Source organism: Nocardia sp. NPDC087230 (genome assembly GCF_044744725.1).
GTDB classification, from domain to species: domain Bacteria; phylum Actinomycetota; class Actinomycetes; order Mycobacteriales; family Mycobacteriaceae; genus Nocardia; species Nocardia canadensis.
This window is the reverse complement of record NZ_JBIUYV010000006.1, coordinates 99373-115800: the sequence shown is the minus strand read 5'-3', so window position 1 is coordinate 115800 and position 16428 is coordinate 99373. Positions and strand designations below refer to the sequence as shown.

17 protein-coding genes are annotated in these 16428 nt (G+C 66.8%); 10 read left to right on the top strand and 7 right to left on the bottom strand.

The window, feature by feature from the left end:
- Positions 1-16 precede the first annotated feature (16 nt).
- Together ACIO52_RS21440 and ACIO52_RS21435 are read right to left on the bottom strand one after the other, a co-directional pair.
- On the bottom strand, positions 17-322 hold the full coding sequence (locus ACIO52_RS21440; protein WP_402646587.1) for an OsmC family protein: 306 nt from the start codon (positions 320-322) through the stop codon (positions 17-19).
- Between the two features lie 385 nt (positions 323-707).
- Positions 708-956, bottom strand: a complete 249-nt coding sequence (locus ACIO52_RS21435; RefSeq protein ID WP_218719092.1) for a phage tail protein — start codon at positions 954-956, stop codon at positions 708-710.
- 197 nt (positions 957-1153) lie between these two features.
- Here ACIO52_RS21435 and ACIO52_RS21430 point away from each other — a divergent pair, with 197 nt between their 5' ends.
- From ACIO52_RS21430 to ACIO52_RS21405, 6 genes are all read left to right on the top strand, one after another.
- On the top strand, positions 1154-1837 hold the full coding sequence (locus tag ACIO52_RS21430) for a TetR/AcrR family transcriptional regulator (protein WP_402646130.1): 684 nt from the start codon (positions 1154-1156) through the stop codon (positions 1835-1837).
- Positions 1834-2190 carry a DoxX family protein gene (locus ACIO52_RS21425; RefSeq protein WP_218719094.1) on the top strand — a complete coding sequence of 119 codons (357 nt, stop codon included), beginning with the start codon at positions 1834-1836 and terminating at the stop codon, positions 2188-2190. The genes ACIO52_RS21430 and ACIO52_RS21425 overlap by 4 nt, the downstream gene beginning before the upstream one ends.
- 84 nt (positions 2191-2274) lie before the next feature.
- The gene (locus tag ACIO52_RS21420; RefSeq protein WP_316574495.1) at positions 2275-3501 is read left to right on the top strand and encodes an AraC family transcriptional regulator ligand-binding domain-containing protein; all 1227 of its coding nucleotides are present in this window, start codon (positions 2275-2277) and stop codon (positions 3499-3501) included.
- Positions 3502-3824: 323 nt separating this feature from the next.
- Positions 3825-5987, top strand: a complete 2163-nt coding sequence (locus tag ACIO52_RS21415; RefSeq protein ID WP_316574496.1) for an elongation factor G-like protein EF-G2 — start codon at positions 3825-3827, stop codon at positions 5985-5987.
- A 137-nt stretch (positions 5988-6124) separates the two neighbouring features.
- A complete protein-coding gene (locus ACIO52_RS21410; protein WP_402646126.1) occupies positions 6125-7363 on the top strand; it encodes a PucR family transcriptional regulator in 1239 nt (412 codons plus the stop codon).
- Positions 7364-7839: 476 nt separating this feature from the next.
- Positions 7840-10206 carry an arylsulfatase gene (locus tag ACIO52_RS21405; RefSeq protein WP_402646123.1) on the top strand — a complete coding sequence of 789 codons (2367 nt, stop codon included), beginning with the start codon at positions 7840-7842 and terminating at the stop codon, positions 10204-10206.
- Positions 10207-10302: 96 nt separating this feature from the next.
- Here ACIO52_RS21405 and ACIO52_RS21400 read toward each other — a convergent pair whose 3' ends face one another.
- From ACIO52_RS21400 to ACIO52_RS21385, 4 genes are all read right to left on the bottom strand, one after another.
- Entirely contained in the window at positions 10303-11019 is a 717-nt protein-coding gene (locus ACIO52_RS21400) for a histidine phosphatase family protein (RefSeq protein WP_218719097.1), read from the bottom strand.
- A gap of 240 nt (positions 11020-11259) precedes the next feature.
- Positions 11260-11484, bottom strand: coding sequence for a hypothetical protein (locus tag ACIO52_RS21395; protein WP_402646120.1), 225 nt, complete (start codon positions 11482-11484; stop codon positions 11260-11262).
- Between the two features lie 100 nt (positions 11485-11584).
- On the bottom strand, positions 11585-11935 hold the full coding sequence (locus ACIO52_RS21390; protein WP_316574499.1) for a hypothetical protein: 351 nt from the start codon (positions 11933-11935) through the stop codon (positions 11585-11587).
- 144 nt (positions 11936-12079) lie between these two features.
- Complete coding sequence (locus ACIO52_RS21385) at positions 12080-12457, bottom strand: winged helix-turn-helix transcriptional regulator (RefSeq protein WP_402646116.1); 378 nt, start codon at positions 12455-12457, stop codon at positions 12080-12082.
- 78 nt (positions 12458-12535) lie between these two features.
- Here ACIO52_RS21385 and ACIO52_RS21380 point away from each other — a divergent pair, with 78 nt between their 5' ends.
- Positions 12536-12946, top strand: a complete 411-nt coding sequence (locus ACIO52_RS21380; RefSeq protein WP_316574500.1) for a Rid family hydrolase — start codon at positions 12536-12538, stop codon at positions 12944-12946.
- A gap of 304 nt (positions 12947-13250) precedes the next feature.
- On the top strand, positions 13251-13853 hold the full coding sequence (locus ACIO52_RS21375) for a chloramphenicol phosphotransferase CPT family protein (RefSeq protein WP_402646114.1): 603 nt from the start codon (positions 13251-13253) through the stop codon (positions 13851-13853).
- Between the two features lie 88 nt (positions 13854-13941).
- On the opposite strand, the gene ACIO52_RS21370 is transcribed toward ACIO52_RS21375, so the two are convergent.
- Positions 13942-14403: a DUF4383 domain-containing protein gene (locus ACIO52_RS21370; protein WP_402646111.1), complete on the bottom strand. Its 462-nt coding sequence runs from the start codon at positions 14401-14403 to the stop codon at positions 13942-13944.
- 434 nt (positions 14404-14837) lie between these two features.
- Between ACIO52_RS21370 and ACIO52_RS21365 the strand changes: the two genes are divergently transcribed.
- Entirely contained in the window at positions 14838-16079 is a 1242-nt protein-coding gene (locus ACIO52_RS21365) for an oxygenase MpaB family protein (RefSeq protein WP_316574501.1), read from the top strand.
- 48 nt (positions 16080-16127) lie between these two features.
- Entirely contained in the window at positions 16128-16424 is a 297-nt protein-coding gene (locus ACIO52_RS21360) for a hypothetical protein (RefSeq protein WP_218719105.1), read from the top strand.
- Positions 16425-16428 lie beyond the last annotated feature (4 nt).

The window sequence follows — 16428 nt, the reverse complement described above, 5'->3', positions numbered from 1 at the left end:
GGCCTTCGCCGTTCGCTCACCCGGCACGCACTACCCGGATCGCCGGCGGATGTCGCAGGCTCTGGCCGACCACGCAATACCGTTCGGTGAGGTCGGCGAGTTTCGTCAGCGCGGCCGGGTCCACGTCGGACGAGGTCGTGACCGTGATCGTCACGGTGATCGGCGATATCCCGACGTCCGCGGTCCGGTCGATGCCGAGCGTGCCGGTGGCGTCGAAGGTGCCGGTGGCCTCGACCTCGGCGCCGGTGATGGGCAGCGCCATGGCGGTGGCGACGCTGCGGCAGGTCACTCCCGCGCAGGCGGCCAGCGCTTCGAGGAGCATGTCGCCCGAGCAGGCATCGGAACCGTCACCGCCGGTGGCCGGGTGCAGGCCGGCGCGCACCGGACCGGCGAAGGTCCGCACCGTGCAGGTGATACCGGGGTCGGCGAACGAACCGCCGCCGCGCAGGGGAGTGACCGCGGTCGCCGGGTCGTCTCGGTAGCGCTGTTTCACGCCAGCTTGCCGGGCTTTCAACTCCGCCGCCGTGGTCATCTGTCAAGCGTAGGCCGCCGCGACGGGCAGAGGCGCGCGCGCCGCGCTGAACCGTGGCCCTGGTACCGCGCGCGGTACCAGGTGCGTCAGGCCGGCTGCGACATCATGGGCATGCGCTGAAAGCGCGACACCCGACCCCTGAGCGACGGGGCCGGGTGCTCGACGCCCGCGCGGACTAGGTGCGTTGAGGGTAGATGCCCTCGGTGGCGATCGCGTAGTGCAGAGTGCCGCCCAACCCCTCGGCGGCGACCTTCAGGTTCGGCAGGGCGAAGGTTTCCCGACCGTCACCGCCGTAGGTGTTGCCGAGCAGGCTGAACAGGGCCTGGTAGTCGTTGATCTTCACGATCTGGCCCTCGCACGGAGCCCAACCCATCGGCGTCCAGGGATAGGGAAAGAGCGCGATCTGACCGAGAATTGGATCCATGTGCTGAAAAGTCCTCTCATGCAACTGATTTGACGAGATCGGACGACGGCCGACGACGCGGCCGCATCAGTTCTACAGCAGACCTCGTTCGGGGGCAAACCTGCGCGCCTGTCGATCGGGTGGTGCCCGCGAGCGTTGATCCTCGCCCGGTGGATCGGTCCCAGCGTCGGGTGATCGCGAGGCGGGGGGATCGCCCGATGCTCGGCAGTGCGGCGGCCATCGACCGGCCGAGGACCCGCGTTTGCGTTCACGACCAACCATGGCCTAGCATTCTGAACATGTTCAATGAACATGTTCAGTCGCGGTCGGAGCAACAAGCGGCGACGCGACAGAAGGTCTTGGCGGCAGCCGAACGGCTCTTCCGTGCCCAGGGCTTCAAAGCGACCACCATTCGGCAGATCGCCGCCGAAGCGAAGGTGAGCACCGGGACTGTCATGGCGGCCGGCGAAAAGGACGCGTTGCTCGTCTCGATCTACGACAACTGGATAACCTCGGTGCACAACAGCAGGCACACCGAACTCGTGCCCTCGGCGACGACCGCGACCGCCGAGGACGTGCTGAACCTCTTCGCTCCTTTCGTCGGACATTTCGCGCTCGACTCCGAGCTCTCACGCGAGTACCTGGCGATCCTCGTCCGCGGAAACCATGAGTCGGTGATCTTTCGAGACCTCGCACTCGCCCTGCTGGGCGAACTCGAAACCGTGCTCGCCCGAACAGCGCTGCCCCACAGTCAGGTCGGTCGTGGCGCTCGGACCATCTATCTCGCCTACCTCGGTTTGCTGATGACCGCGGCCAGCGGTGCCATCGCGATGCCCGACGCGGCCGAACAACTGCGACAGACCATCGAATTCGTCATCACGCCTCCGGAAGGAAAACCATGATCCACGCTCCCCAACCCTGGTGGCTACCAGCGCTACTCGCGCTCTCGCTGTTCGCGGACGCGCTCATGTCCGTGCGCCCGCCGATGTTCATCCAGCGATGCCTCGACGGCGTCCGGTTTCCACGCGACTGGTGGTGGACGCTCATCACCATCAAACTGGCGGCCACCGCGGGTCTCCTTGTCGGACTGAAGTATCCGGGTGTCGGATTCGCCACCGCGGTCGGTGTGATCGGCTATTTCGTGTGCGCCGCCTACGCCCACTACCGGGCCCGCTTCCTCGGATACGAGTTCTGGATCAACTGCCTCGGCATGCTGGCCCTGGCGGTGGTAGCGACGATCACGTACGTGGTGTGAGCGGCAGCGCTGCCCGGAATCCGACTCGGCGCCACCTGATCGTGGCCTGCGACGACTCCGGGCAGCCTTCGCACAAGTCAGCGGATGAACACCGCCGCGATCGGGCCGAGTGCGTGGGCTGGTCGTCCCCGAGAGGCGGGAACTGGAGACCGGGCCCTCAGCGAATCTGGCGCTACAGTCACCTCGGAACTCTTCACGCTGCTGAGTTCTCGAATCTCCCGAGGACGCGGAGACGGTTCGAAGGTTGATCGATCGAGGATTGTGGTGACTTCGGGCAGATCTCGTGCCGCAAATGACGGCACTGTGGCTTCCAGCCTGGCCCGGTTGGTTTCGGGCGTCGTACAAGACCTGGGTATGAATCGGGGTCAGTTCGCGCATCTGCCGGATCTGCGGCCGGAGGTGCTGGCCGATGATCTGGCCCGGGTGTCGACACCGACCATGATCGCTCTGTGGGAGCAACTCACACTCAGCGATGCCGGAACCGCGATCGGCGTGCATGTCGCCGAGCAAGCGCCGGTGGGCACCCTCGGACTGTGGGACTACCTGTACACGACCGGCGCCAGTCTGATCGAGACCACACCGCAGGCGCTGAACTATCTGGACGTGATCGGCGATCCGGGCGCGGAGAAGACACGGGTGCTGCAGAGCGGCAGCCAGTTCACGATCGGGCACGCGACCGGTCCCGCGGTGCCCGATGTGGTCGAGGCGATCGAGATCTTCGTGCTGGCGCTGTTCCTGCAGCGGTCGCGCGAGGCCACCGGCCGTCCGGTCGTTCCGCTGCGGGTGAGCCTGTCGCATCGTGCGCCTCGCGAGCATCGCCGGCTGGTCGAGTTCTTCGGCACCGCGCGGATCGACTACGAGGCGCCGGTCAATTCGATCATCCTGCTCGAGGACGACGCGCACGCGCCGCTGCCGCAATGCCAGCCCGGCCTCGGCAAGATTCTGCAGAACCACGCCGAGCTGACCTTGGCCGCCGCCAAACCGGTGCTGCGCTGGTACGACGCTTTCCGGGTCGCGCTCGACATCGTCTTCGAGCAGGGCATCGTCTCGTTGGAAGCCGTTGCCGAGCGGCTGGTGATGAGCCCGCGCACCCTGCAACGGCGCCTGGCCGAACATGAGACGACTTGGCGCAGCGAGGTCGAACAAGTCCGTCGGCAACGCGCGCTGGACCTGCTGCGCGATCCCGACCTGTCGATGCGGTCGATCGCCCGCCGCGTCGGCTACAGCGATGAGCGCGCGCTGCGCCGGGCCGTCCGCCGCTGGCATGGACTGCCGGCCTTGGCAGTTCGCGACGAGCTCGCCGCGGGGTGAGGACGACAGGCAGCCCACTGGACAGGATAGCGATTCGCTGCGATTGATTCCCGACGTCGAACGTCTACTGCGGCCGGGCTCGATACGCGTCACGCGGGACATAGGTCTTGGTGCCCGCGGCCTGTGCCGGTCGCGGTGTGCATACTCCCGCGACAGGTGGCGGCAGGGGGGTGTCCGTGGGCGGTCGGTGTCGCACCGGTTGCCCCGGCAAACCACCTCCCGTGCGGGGTCGCGGCATCGATCACCCGGAAACCATGGACGTGCCCCCACCTGCGGTGGGAAGCTCGAAGGAGCCGGGTCCCTAATCCGAGGGAGCGTGCGACATGGTGGACCGGACGAACGGGGCGCAGCGACCGGAGAGCATCCGGAACGTGGCGTTGGTCGGCAGCAGCGGTGCGGGCAAGACGACGCTGGTGGAGGCGCTGGCGTTGGCGACCGGCACGGTGAATCGGGCCGGCCGGGTGGAGGACGGGACATCGCTGTCGGACTACGACGAGGTCGAACGGCGACAGCACCGATCCGTGCAGGTGTCGGTGGTCCCGGTGCTGTGGGGCGGGGTGAAGATCAATCTGATCGATACGCCTGGATGCCCGGATTTCGTCGGCGAACTGCGCGCCGGGTTGCGCGCGGCGGACGCGGCTCTTTTCCTGGTGTCGGCAGCCGACGGAGTGGAGGGCGTGGCGGGGGCGACGCGGGAACTGTGGGCGGAGTGCGCGCGGGTGGGGATGCCGCGGGCGATCGTGATGACACATCTGGACACGGCGCGGGCGGAGTACGCGGAACTGGTCGAGACCTGTCAGGCACTGCTGACCGACGGAGCGAGCGATACCGTGCTCCCATTGCACTTGCCGGTCTACGGGCAGAGGAGTCCCGACGGGCACCGGCCCGCGATCGGACTGCTGGAACTGCTCGAGCGACAGGTCGCCGACTATCGCAGCGGCAAACGCGAGCGCACCGAACCTTCCGCCGACCAGCTCGGGGTGATCGACCCGGCTCGCGATCGATTGATCGAGGCGATCATCGCCGAGAGCGAAGACGAAACGCTGATGGAGCGCTACCTCGACGGCGAACCCGTCGAACTCGACACCCTGGTCGCGGACCTGGAACGAGCCGTGGCGCGCGGAAGCTTCCATCCGGTGCTGTTCGCGGCACCGGCCGCCGAGGACGCGGAACAGGGCCTGGGCACGCTCGAATTGCTGGAACTGGTCACGGCCGGGTTCCCGACACCGATCGAACACCCGCTGTCGGCCGTGGCGCGCGGCGACGGCGCCGCGCCCGCCGCGCTGCGCTGCGATCCGGCGGGAGAACTCGCCGCGGAGGTCATCCGGACCTCGTCCGACCCGTATGTGGGACGGGTGTCGCTGGTGCGGGTGTTCTCCGGCACGCTGCACGGCGAGGACACCGTCCGCGTCTGCGGACCCGGGCACGATGCCGACGACCGGGTCGGCGGGGTCACCGCACCGTTGGGGAAACAACAGCGGGCACTGACCGAGGCCGTCGCCGGCGATATCGCGTTCGTGAGCAAACTCGGCCACGCGGAAACCGGCGACACCCTGTCCGGCACCGAGAATCCCCTCCTGATCGCGCCGTGGCAGCTGCCGGAACCTTTACTGCCCGTGGCTATTCGAGCGCAAGGGAAGGCCGATGAGGACAAGCTCTCGCAGAGCCTGACCCGGCTCGTCGCCGAGGATCCGACCTTGCGGCTGGAAAACAACGAACACACCCATCAGCTGGTGCTGTGGTGCCTGGGGGAGGCCCACCGGGATGTCGCGCTGGAACGATTGCGCGGGCGGTTCGGGGTGCGAGTGGACGTGGAGCCGTACCGGGTGGCGCTGCGGGAGACGCTCGCCGCCGCGGCCGAAGGGCGCGGCAGGCTGGTGAAGCAGTCCGGCGGGCACGGGCAGTACGCGGTGTGCCGGATCGAGGCGGAACCGCTGCCGGTGGGAACAGGATTCGAGTTCGTCGACCGGGTGGTCGGTGGGGTGGTGCCGCGACAGTTCATCGGATCGGTGGAGAAGGGGGCGAGGGCGCAGGCCGCGCGCGGGGTCACTCCCGGATATCCGCTGGTGGATGTGCGGGTGACACTGGTGGACGGGAAGGCGCACTCGGTGGACTCCTCCGACGCCGCCTTCCAGACCGCGGGTGCCCTCGCCCTTCGCGACGCGGCGGATGCGTCCGGAACCCTGCTGCTCGAACCGGTCGCCGCGGTGCGGGTCACGGTCCCCGACGACCAGCTGGGCGACGTCCTCGGCGACCTGTCCACCCGCCGCGGCCGCATCCTCGGCACCGAACCGGCCGAGCCCGGCCGCACCCACATCCGGGCCGAGGTACCCGAACTCGAACTGAGCAGGTATGTCATCGACCTGCGATCGCTCACCCACGGCGCGGGAGCGTTCGCCCGCGGGTACCTGCGGCACGAGCCGATGCCGGCCGCCGTGGCCGCGCGGGCACGCAAGGAAAGCCCCGAGGTGTCGGGGGCCGTATGATTGTCGCGGCCGTGGCCCGGGCGTGAGCTGCACTCGTGAACCGAGAATGCGTTCTCGGAATTGTCATAGCAACCAAGTTTTTCACCGTGTTCACCAGAGCATCCCCCGTCTCGCTGTGTGGAGACACAATCGGAGCCATGCTCGTGCAACACCCGGTTTCTGCCTCGTCCCCGCTGACGGCTCGATTGCTCGGTCGTTGGCCGCAGATCGCGGAGCGCATGCTGACCGAGGGCCTGGACGCCACCGCGCCCGCCGAACTGCCCGACGGTCACTTCACCGCCGAGGTCTTGCCGACGATCTATGCCTGTGGGCGGGCGGTACTCGAAGCGATCGGCGCCGACCGCGAGTTCACCCGTGCGGAGGTCACCGCATTCGTGGCCCCGGTCGCCGAGCGCCATGCCGAGGACAGACTCCCGCTGTCGATGCTGATCAGCGCGATCCACCGGTCGGCGCAGGCGGTACTCGCGGAAGCCGCGGCGGTCGCCGACCCCACGCGGATGGATGAGTTCATCCAGGTCTTCAACCGGCTGCTCGAATTGCTGCGGCGTATCAACATGACCGTGGTCGAGACCTATACCGAGGTCGAACAGTCGATCTACCACGCCGAGCGGGAGGCCAGGCGCGAATTGTGTTCGGCGTTGGTGCGCGGGCTGCCCGCCGAAGAACTCGCCGTGCGGGCGGACACCATCCTCGCCGACTGGTACACGGTGCTGGCAATCCACGTGAGCGAACCGGCGCGCACCGGTAGCGCGGTCAACCTGGTGACCCGGCGCCGGATCCGATTGCTGCAGAGCGCGCTCTACGAGCTCACCGGCGCCATCACTCCCGCGACGTTCGACGGCACCAGCGGGATCGCGTTGTTGAGCAACAGTTCCGAGTCCGACGTCGTCGACGCCGCGCGACTCGACGAGCTGGCCGCTCGGCTGACGCGGCAGTTCGGGGTCACGGTGTACCTGGGGGAATTCTCCACCGTGCGCCGCGAGGGTATTCCGGCGGCAGCCGTGGACGCGGGCGAACTGGCCGAGCTGGCCCGGCTGTGCGGTCGACCGGGAGGCAGCTACCGGCTCGACGACCTGCTGCTGGAGTACCAGCTCACCCGGCCGGGTCCGGCGCGAGAACGATTGGCGCAGCGCGTGATTCCGCTGCTCGCGAGCCCGCATCTGCTCGAGGCGCTGGAGGCTCATCTTCGACACGGCGCGGACCGCAAGACCGCTTCGCGTCGCATCCATGTCCATCCGAACACCTTCACCTACCGGCTGCGCCGCATCGCCGAACTCACCGGCCTCGACCCGGCCGAGCCCACGGATTCGCGCATGCTGGCGGCAGCGCTCACCGTGCACCGGCTCGTCTCGTCCCAGTCTCATGGCCAGGCCTAGGAATTCGGCACCGCGGTGACGAAATCGGCTGCGGCGTCGACATGGCGGGGGTAGCGCGTATGAACGTGCCAGTCGATTTCGTACTCCACAGCACAAGACGCTGGTTCGGGTAGCTCGCAACCTGCCGCACCACGGGTCGACCAGGTCTCGATTGCCCTGCTGGACCGAAGCAGGCTGATCGAGGCTCACCGGGCAGTCGACCCGGTAGACGTCGGCGGTGCCCGACAGCGCGTCCTTGATCGCAGTGGAGACGGGTAACCGACGACCGTCCCGGGGTGGAATGTGCTCCACCTGCCGCCGGGCTCGTTGGTGCCGCGAACAGAACGCGCAGAAGGCGTCACGGCGCGAGCCGTCCGTGCTGCGCCGAATCCGTCGGGTTCACCCGCTTCGGGTGATCCGCGCCGGTCGACCAGGTCCTACGTTCGATCGAGAGCGTCGCAGGCGTTCCACCGACATCGCAGAACAAGGAGTCCACCGTGGCGGACAAGTCGAGTTCGGGACGTGAGAATCTTCCGATTCCCGATCGCCAATACTTGGGTTTGGTGACCTATGACGCCAAGGATCCCGAGACGACGTTTCCGCCCATCGAGCCGCTGCTGCCGCCGGAAGGCGCACCGAATGTCTTGGTGATCCTGCTCGACGACGTCGGTTATGGTGCGGCCAGCGCCTTCGGCGGACCCGCGGCGACACCGACCGCCGAACGACTGCAGAACAATGGCCTGACCTACAACCGTTTCCACACCACAGCGTTGTGCGCCCCGACCAGGGCCGCTCTGCTCAGCGGCCGTAATCATCATTCGGTCGGGATGGGCATGATCACCGAGACGGCGACGGCGGCGCCCGGTTCGTCGGGGGTGCGCCCCAACACCAAGGCCGCGCTGCCGATGACCTTGAAACTCAATGGCTACTCGACCGCGCAGTTCGGCAAATGCCACGAGGTGCCGCCGTGGCAGACGTCGCCGATCGGGCCCTTCGACGCGTGGCCGACCGGCGGTGGTGGCTTCGAATACTTCTACGGATTCATCGGCGGTGAAAGCAACCAGTACTACCCGGCCCTGTATGAAGGAACGACCCCGGTCGAACCCGAGAAAACCCCGGAGCAGGGATATCACCTCACCGAGGACCTCGCCGATCGCGCCATCGACTGGGTGCGCACCCAGAAGGCGCTGGCGCCCGACAAGCCCTTCTTCGTGTACTTCGCGCCGGGTGCCACGCACGCGCCCCACCATGTGCCCGCCGAATGGGCGGACCGGTACGCGGGCAAGTTCGCTGGTGGCTGGGATGCCCAGCGCGAGTCGATCATTGCCCGGCAGAAGGAACTGGGGGTGGTGCCCGCCGAGGCCGAGCTGACCCCGCGTCCGGCCGTGATCCCGGCGTGGGACGAGATGAGCGATGCGCTGAAACCGGTGCTGGAACGGCAGATGGAGGTCTATGCCGGGTTCCTGGAGCACACGGATTTCCAGGTGGGCCGACTCGTCGACGCGGTGGAATCCATCGGCGCGCTGGACAACACGCTGATCTATTACATCATCGGCGACAACGGCGCCTCCGCGGAGGGAACCGTCAACGGCGCCTTCAACGAGATGGCCAACTTCAACGGTCTCGCCGCGATCGAGACGCCGGAGTTCATGGCCGAGGTCAAGGACAAACTCGGCGGCACCGACGCCTACAACCACTATTCGGTGGGGTGGGCGTGGGCGATGTGCACGCCGTTCCAGTGGACCAAACAGGTCGCCTCGCACTGGGGTGGCACTCGAAACGGCGCCGTCGTGCACTGGCCCGACGGGATCTGCGCCCGAGGTGAGGTGCGCTCGCAGTTCACCCATGTGATCGATGTGGCACCCACCATTCTCGCCGCGGCCGGAATTCCCGAGCCGACCTTCGTGATGGGCGTTCAGCAATCGCCTATCGAGGGCACCGCCATGAACTACACCTTCGAATCCGACGACGTCGCCGAACGCCACAACCTGCAATACTTCGAAATGGCGGGCAACCGGGGCATCTATTTCCAGGGTTGGAGCGCGGTCACCCGGCACAGCACGCCATGGCTGCCCAACGAAGAACTCCCCGCCCTCGACGACGATGTGTGGGAACTCTACGACGGTCACACCGATTGGACGCAGGCGCGGGACCTGGTCGCCGACCATCCGGACAAACTCGCCGCGCTCCAGCGACTGTGGTTGATCGAGGCGGTCAAGTACAACGTCTTGCCGATCGACGACCGCCGGTTCGAGCGGATCAACCCGACCATCGCCGGGCGCCCGCAACTGATCAAGGGGACAACGCAAGTGTTGTTCCCCGGGATGAAGCGACTCAGCGAGCACAGCGTCATCGATATCAAGAATCGCTCCTTCAGCGTGACCGCCTCGGTCGAGATCGCGACCGCGGGCCCCACCGAGGGCGTGGTCATCGCCCAGGGCGGCCGGTTCGGTGGCTGGGCCCTGTACTTCAAGGACGGGTACGCGGCGTTCGTCTACAACCTGCTCGGAATGACCGAGTTCATCACGACCGCGAGCGAGGTCCTCTCACCAGGCAGCCATCAGGTCCGCGCCGAATTCGCCTATGACGGAGGCGGATTGGCCAAGGGGGGCGACGTGACGCTGTTCTATGACGGCACTCCGGTCGGAAAGGGCCGGGTCGAGCAGACTCAGCCGATGGTGTTCTCGGCCGAGGAGACCACCGATATCGGCGAGGACTACGGGCTCCCGGTCAGTCAGGACTACGCGGGCGCGAGCAAGTTCACCGGCCGCATCAGCGTGGTCCAGATCGACGTCGGCACGGACGACCACTCACACCTCATCGACCCCGCCGAGGTCGCCAGGGTCGCGATCTCGAGGCAGTAGACCTGACCGATACCTTGCCCGAACGCGCAAGTGCGACAAGCGAAAGGAGCCCGGGGCTGCGGGCTCCTGACGCTTGCGCGGGACGCGGGCCGAAGTTCAGCCTGCCGAGTGGCCGTCCCAGGAAACGAGTTTCCAACCCTTCGCCGGGCTGCCCTTCACGACAACGCGGCCGGTGTTGTGCAACGGATCGGATTGCAGCTTGCTCGGATCAGGATCGGACACCGACATCAGTGTCCAGACCATGATGGCACCGCCGTGGGAAAAGACGGCCGCGCGCTTGCTGCCGCGGTCCTGGATGTCCTGGATGGAATCATTCATCCGCTTCTTGAATTCGTGGCCGTTGATGGACCCGGGGATTCGCGCGTCCAGGTTGCCCTGAATCCACTGCAGCGGTGCGGCGAAATAGTCGCGGCCGGCATCGCGCTCGGGCGTGCCCTCGTAGATGCCGGCCTCGATCTCGTGGATGCCGTCTTCGATCACGGTGGGAAGACCACACAGCTGCGAGGTCGGTGCCGCTGTTTGCTGGGTGCGGATCATCGTCGAGGCATACACGCCGTCGAACTTGCAGTCGGCGAGGAGTTCGGCGACCGCGGCGGACTGCTCCCAGCCCTTGGCGGTGAGTTCGGGTCCCGGGACGGTGGTGTCGATCAGGCCGGAAGCATTGCCCGTCGATTCGCCGTGACGGACAAGAGTCAGGGTCATTTCACCGGTCGCCGGCGCAGCGAGCGCGCTTCCACCGCCCGCCGTGACGAGTGTCAGTACCGCGACTATCGAGGTGACTGTCGCGGACAGGCGAGATTTCAGCGGACTCATAAGGACTCCTTCGTCGTCGAGAACCGGGCCGATCGGGACGGAACGCTGTGGCCCGATTCGGGACACTAAAGTCGGCTCGACAGCACCTCGGGAGGGTCTCCCGGTGACCGGGATCATCTCGGCGGCCTTCTCGCTGAATGGCCGTGTTCACCGATTTCGGTGCTTATCGCGCCTCTTGCGTGTATGGGGTGTACTGCTTCGGGATATCGACTGCCGGTCGTTCAGCGATGAGGAACGGCATCATGAGGTCGAGCAGTTCGTGCGGCTGTCGAGCGGGATGAGGTGGCCGCAGTCCGGGATGACCTGACCGACGAGGTCATCGGTGATGGGTCGGAGCTGTCGCTCCAACGCGTCGCCGACGGGGTGGGCGCCGATCGCCAGGGTGGGCATGGTGAGCCGGTGGGCCGCCGCGGCCTGATCGAGCTGGTCGGCGCTGATCGGCAGGCTATGGCCGAGATCGACCACGCCAACACCGAATAGTTCCTCCCCCCGTCATATCGGGTGGGTCTTGGGTCGGAAGACGGGCGCCTCCGACTCCATCAGTGGTGTTCGGCTACCCACACGGTCAGAACCGGGACAGGGCGTCGAGCCCGCGCAGCATCAGCACGACATAGGCGATGGCGCCGACGCCGCACAGCGCGACGAAGCTCAGCGAAAGACGCAGCGCCACAGCGGACAACCACGGTCGAAGACCTGCTCTGCGACTGATCACCACACCAGCCAGCGACACCGCGATGGCGATGGCGGCGGGCGCTGCGAAGCTGCCGATCGTGACGACGACAGTCGGCAGCTCGACACCGGGCCGGTTCATCATCCAGACCAGGTCCGCCACCGCGACGACCAGGAAGCCCAGTGCCGCGCCGCCCCACCAATCGTCGGGTCTCGTTCGCTCTCGAAGCCCCAGGAGTCCACGCACACCCACAGTGAACCAGGGCCGGCACGCCGAGGCGAGCTGGAGGGAATCGACTCCGGCCTCGGGGAATCGTGAGAGGAGCCGCGCTTTCGAGCGCCGGTTCGTGGAGGCGTGCGCCCGCTACCCGTGCGCCGGCCGAGTGTGGGGTCAAGCCAGTTCTGCGGTGTCCTCGCGTGCGTCGTAGGCCGCGCGAGCGCGGTGAATCGAAGGCATGTGCTCAGCCGCCCATGCCAGCAGTACGTCGACGGGTTGGCGCAGTGTCTTGCCGAGTGGGGTGATCCGGTACTCGATCGCGATCGGACGGGTGTCGATGACCATCCGTTCGATCACGCCGTTGCGCTCCAGTCGGCGCAGGGTCGCGGTGAGCGACTTCTGTGTGACCGCGGGGATCGCGCGGCGTAGTTCGTTGAATCGGGACGGGCGTTCGCAGAGTTCGTTCAGGACGCTGAGCGACCATTTGTCGAGCACTTGATCGAGCAACTCGCGGTGCGCGGTGTCGATGCGGATCTCCCCGGCGGTATCCATGCTGAAACCTGGTTTCGTTGCAGTGTCTTCTTTCCACTAGGTAGCTTAGCGATACTTAGTCAAACGGAAGGCGAGACCATGACCGTTCAGCACTTCACGCCCGAGGGCATGCTGCAGCCGACCCCGTATCACCACGTGGCGGTGGGTACCGGATCGCGGCACGTGCACGTCAGCGGGCAGGTTTCCCGGCTGGCCGACGGGACTCCTGTCGCACCCGGTGACCTCGCCGGACAGATCGCTCAATCGCTGCGCAACACAGCCCTCGGCTTGGCAGGGGCGGGCGCCTCGTTCTCGGATGTGGTGCGCCTGACGTTCTACGTCACCGGGTGGAGTCCCGATCAGATAGGCGATTTCATGGCGGGCGTGGAGTCGGTCGCCGCGGACATCGGACTGCCGATTCCGATGCCTCCGGCCTCGCTCATCGGTGTCGACTACCTTTTCGAGGCCGACGTGCGTGTGGAAGTCGAGGCGACCGCCGTCCTCGACTGACCTTCCCACTCCGAGGTCGTGCCGGAAGTCGCCGAAGTGGTTGTGGCTCATGGTGCTCACTGCCCGGCCCTGCGGCGGACGGGCCTGCGCGGGCACTGTCAGCGGGATGAGGTGGGGCGCCAGCGTCAGTCCTGGATGGCCGCTGCGGCGACGATGCTGACCCCGGTCCGGGCGAGCACGGGCGCCCAGGTGACATGGCCACGGCGCATTCTCACACGTCCGTATCGGCTCGCCTCGACGCCGTACCCTTCATCTGAAAGATGATAGGAGAGTGCACATTTCGGTGAGCGGCTAGCGTGGGGGAATGCGAAGCGCAGGTCGTCCGCCGCCGGTCGTCTTCCTCAACGGTGTCTCGAGCGCGGGAAAGACCACCTTGGCCCGGGCCATCCAGGACGAAAGCGACGTCCCGTTCGTGTACTGGGGGATCGACACCTTGTTCGGCCTGGTGCCGCCGAAGTGGGGTGGCGGACGCGACGGTCCGCTCAGTCGCGACGGATTCTGGTATGACCGGAGTGAGCAGGATGCGGACGGTCACCCCCTCCTGGTGATCCGCTACGGGCACGTCGGCTACCGGATGCTGCGGTCGGCGTGTTCTGCGGCTGCCGAGTTCGCCCGTGGCGGTGATCATCTGGTCATCGACGAGATGCTGCTGTCTCCGGACTTGCTGCCGATCTGGATGGAGGCACTGGCGGGACTGGACGTGCAGCTGGTGGGTGTCACCTGCCCGCTGGCAGTGGCTGAGCAGCGGGAACTGCTGCGTGGCAGGACAATCGGGCTGGCGCGAGGCCACTTCGGTACAGTGCACGACCACGGCTACCCCTATGACACGATCGTCGACACGAGTACCGCGACACCCGCCGAATTGGCCAGGGTCGTGCTGGGGCGAGGGAGCCGCCCGCTCGAGTGACGGGCGTCGAGGCCGGCCGGTGCGGTCGGGTCTCAGCTCGGCAGAATGCGCCGGGACCGCCCCGGTGCGTGATGAGCGTGGTGCTCGATCACGGACGGTGCGTCGTGGTGGTCGTCGTCCGGCGGGGGAGGGCGAAGCCCAGGGCGACCATGCCGAGACCGAGGCCGAGGTGCAGCCAGTTGTCGGCGTCGTTGAGCGGCACGAAGTTCGCTTCGCTGTGCTCGTCGACGAGGAGCCCGTACAGCCACAGCGCCAGATAGACGACGCCGCCGCCGACCAGGTAGGCGCGGGCCGCCGTGGCGGTGGCGGCCGCGACCAGGCCGACCACGCCGAAGACGATGTGCACGATGTTGTGCAGTCCCGACACGGCGAAGACGCCGAGCAGTTTCGCGCCGGACTCGTGACCGGCCCACTGCAGGTCCTCGTAGTCGGTGGTGATACCCGGCACGAAGCCGAGGATGCCCACCACCAGGAAGACGGCTCCGACGACGAGCGCCGCCAGTTGGACCAGCGAACGTGCGGTTCCGGTACGTCCTACGGATGTGGACACAGCTGTCTCCTTTCGCCGTGACAGGCCGACCCGCGGGCCGACCCGCCTGCGGTTGTTCGGACGACTGTCGCTTGCCCGTGTCGTGGCTGGTCAAACAGCGAATCCCGTGGTCACAGGACGGCGGCCGCTCTAACGGCGCGGCGAAGACAGCCAGTGTCCCGCCGCGCTCACGGGCGATAAGTTACTTTGCGTTCCGATGGTTGAGGGCAGGTTGCGGAGCGGCGAGCGAACGGGGGAACTGACGTTTTGCCCGAAAATGTCCGGTCATTCTCTGCATATATGGCAATAGTTCGACTGTTGGAGAGCGTGAATCGGAACGTGCCCCCGACGGCGACCGCGGTGTTAAGTTAATACTCATTCCGTCAGACACGGTGCGTGAGTGCGCATTGTGCGACGACGGTCGGATTGCTTGATACTCAACGAGGAGTGGCGTCATGGACGCACTGAGCAGGCGTAATGCCATGAAATTCGGTGGGATGCTGGGAGTGGCGGGCGCCTTCGCCGTCGCCGCGCCCGCACGCTCGCAACCGTGGAGCTGGTCACCGGAGGGATCCATCGCGGGCTCGGGCTCGGGCGCGGACCCGATGACGGTGTGGGATCCCGAAGCCGATGCCCTGATTCCCGGGCTGATCGACCGGGGCGACGTCCCCCGGGTCAACGAACTGCTCCGGACCTGGAAGACCAACGGACAACCACTCCCGGCCGGACTGCCCGCCGATCTCCGGGACTTCATGGAGAACGCGCGCAAGCTGCCGCCGTGGACCGACCCCGGCAAGCTCGACGCGGCGATCCAGTTCAACAAGAAGCGGGGCCTCTATCTCGGGGTGCTCTACGGATTCGCCAGCGGCATGATGAGCACCGTCATTCCCAAGGAGGCCAAGGCGGTCTACTACTCCAAGGGCGGCCACGATCTCAAGGACCGCATCACCAAGACCGCCAAGCTCGGCTACGACATCGGCACCGCGAATTCCTATGCCCCCGACGGGGAAATGATCGTCACGTGCGTGAAGACCCGCCTGGTTCACGCCGCGGTGCGGCACCTGCTGCCGCAGTCGCCGCACTGGGTGCACTCCGCCGAGGAGGACACGCCGATCAGCCAGAACGACATCATGGTCACCTGGCACAGCCTGGCCACCACGGTGATGAAATACCTGCTCTCCTGGAACGTTCCGATGCCGGCGAACGAGTCCGAGGGCTTCCTGCATTCCTGGCAGGTGGCCGCGTCTCTCCTCGGGGTCCGCGACGAGTACATCCCGAACTCCTGGCCGGAGGCCAACGGTCAGGCCGCGCAGGTTCTCGACCCGATCCTGGCGGTGACACCAGAAGGGGTCAAGCTCGCCGACCGGCTGCTGGGATTGGGCGCCAATATCGACTTCGCCATCCTGAGCAAGCCGGTCCTCGGCGCGTTCACCCGCTTTCTGCTGGGCGACAAGATCGCCGACGGGCTGGCCATTCCCCGCGAACCGGTCTGGGATCCGCTGCTGCGTTTCAGCTGGGGCCCGTTCATCGCGGTCCGCGAAGGTCTGCTCACCGCGGTGCCCCCGATCGGCGATCCGTACTGGCTGCTCGACGAGTTCTTGCGCAAGGCGGCCCTGATCTACCTGGCCGAATTGCAGATGCCGATCAGTATCGAGATCCCGACCATGAACCGCGACATGAGTCGGCCGCACCGCTGATCCGTTCCCTGTCTTGCCGTTCCGATTCCTGAAGTAAGGAGACGCACGATGCGTCCAACGCTTTTTCTCGCCGCTGCCGCACTCACGTCGGCGGCCGTTCTAGGCCCCGCCCCGAGTGCGGCGGCCCAGCCGACCGCTCCCGTCGCCGATGCCGGCACCGGTTCGTCGGTCGTCGACTCCGCCTCCAGGGCAGCGCAATCCGCGGTCGAACTCGCTCAGCGGGGTGATCTCATCGGATTCCTCGTGCTGATGGCGATCACCCCGATCCAGATGGTTACCGGCGGGGTGTGCGACCTGGCTGTCGGCGCCGGATCGTCCAATCCCTGCAGCCCCACCCGGTACTGAATCG

Coding starts and splice junctions, on each gene's coding strand:
- ACIO52_RS21440 (WP_402646587.1), bottom strand. CDS start 322: ATGCTCCTCGAAGCGCTGGCCGCCTGCGCGGGAGTGACCTGCCGCAGC.
- ACIO52_RS21435 (WP_218719092.1), bottom strand. CDS start 956: ATGGATCCAATTCTCGGTCAGATCGCGCTCTTTCCCTATCCCTGGACG.
- ACIO52_RS21430 (WP_402646130.1), top strand. CDS start 1,154: ATGCTCGGCAGTGCGGCGGCCATCGACCGGCCGAGGACCCGCGTTTGC.
- ACIO52_RS21425 (WP_218719094.1), top strand. CDS start 1,834: ATGATCCACGCTCCCCAACCCTGGTGGCTACCAGCGCTACTCGCGCTC.
- ACIO52_RS21420 (WP_316574495.1), top strand. CDS start 2,275: ATGAACACCGCCGCGATCGGGCCGAGTGCGTGGGCTGGTCGTCCCCGA.
- ACIO52_RS21415 (WP_316574496.1), top strand. CDS start 3,825: ATGGTGGACCGGACGAACGGGGCGCAGCGACCGGAGAGCATCCGGAAC.
- ACIO52_RS21410 (WP_402646126.1), top strand. CDS start 6,125: ATGCTCGTGCAACACCCGGTTTCTGCCTCGTCCCCGCTGACGGCTCGA.
- ACIO52_RS21400 (WP_218719097.1), bottom strand. CDS start 11,019: ATGAGTCCGCTGAAATCTCGCCTGTCCGCGACAGTCACCTCGATAGTC.
- ACIO52_RS21385 (WP_402646116.1), bottom strand. CDS start 12,457: ATGGATACCGCCGGGGAGATCCGCATCGACACCGCGCACCGCGAGTTG.
- ACIO52_RS21380 (WP_316574500.1), top strand. CDS start 12,536: ATGACCGTTCAGCACTTCACGCCCGAGGGCATGCTGCAGCCGACCCCG.
- ACIO52_RS21375 (WP_402646114.1), top strand. CDS start 13,251: ATGCGAAGCGCAGGTCGTCCGCCGCCGGTCGTCTTCCTCAACGGTGTC.
- ACIO52_RS21365 (WP_316574501.1), top strand. CDS start 14,838: ATGGACGCACTGAGCAGGCGTAATGCCATGAAATTCGGTGGGATGCTG.
- ACIO52_RS21360 (WP_218719105.1), top strand. CDS start 16,128: ATGCGTCCAACGCTTTTTCTCGCCGCTGCCGCACTCACGTCGGCGGCC.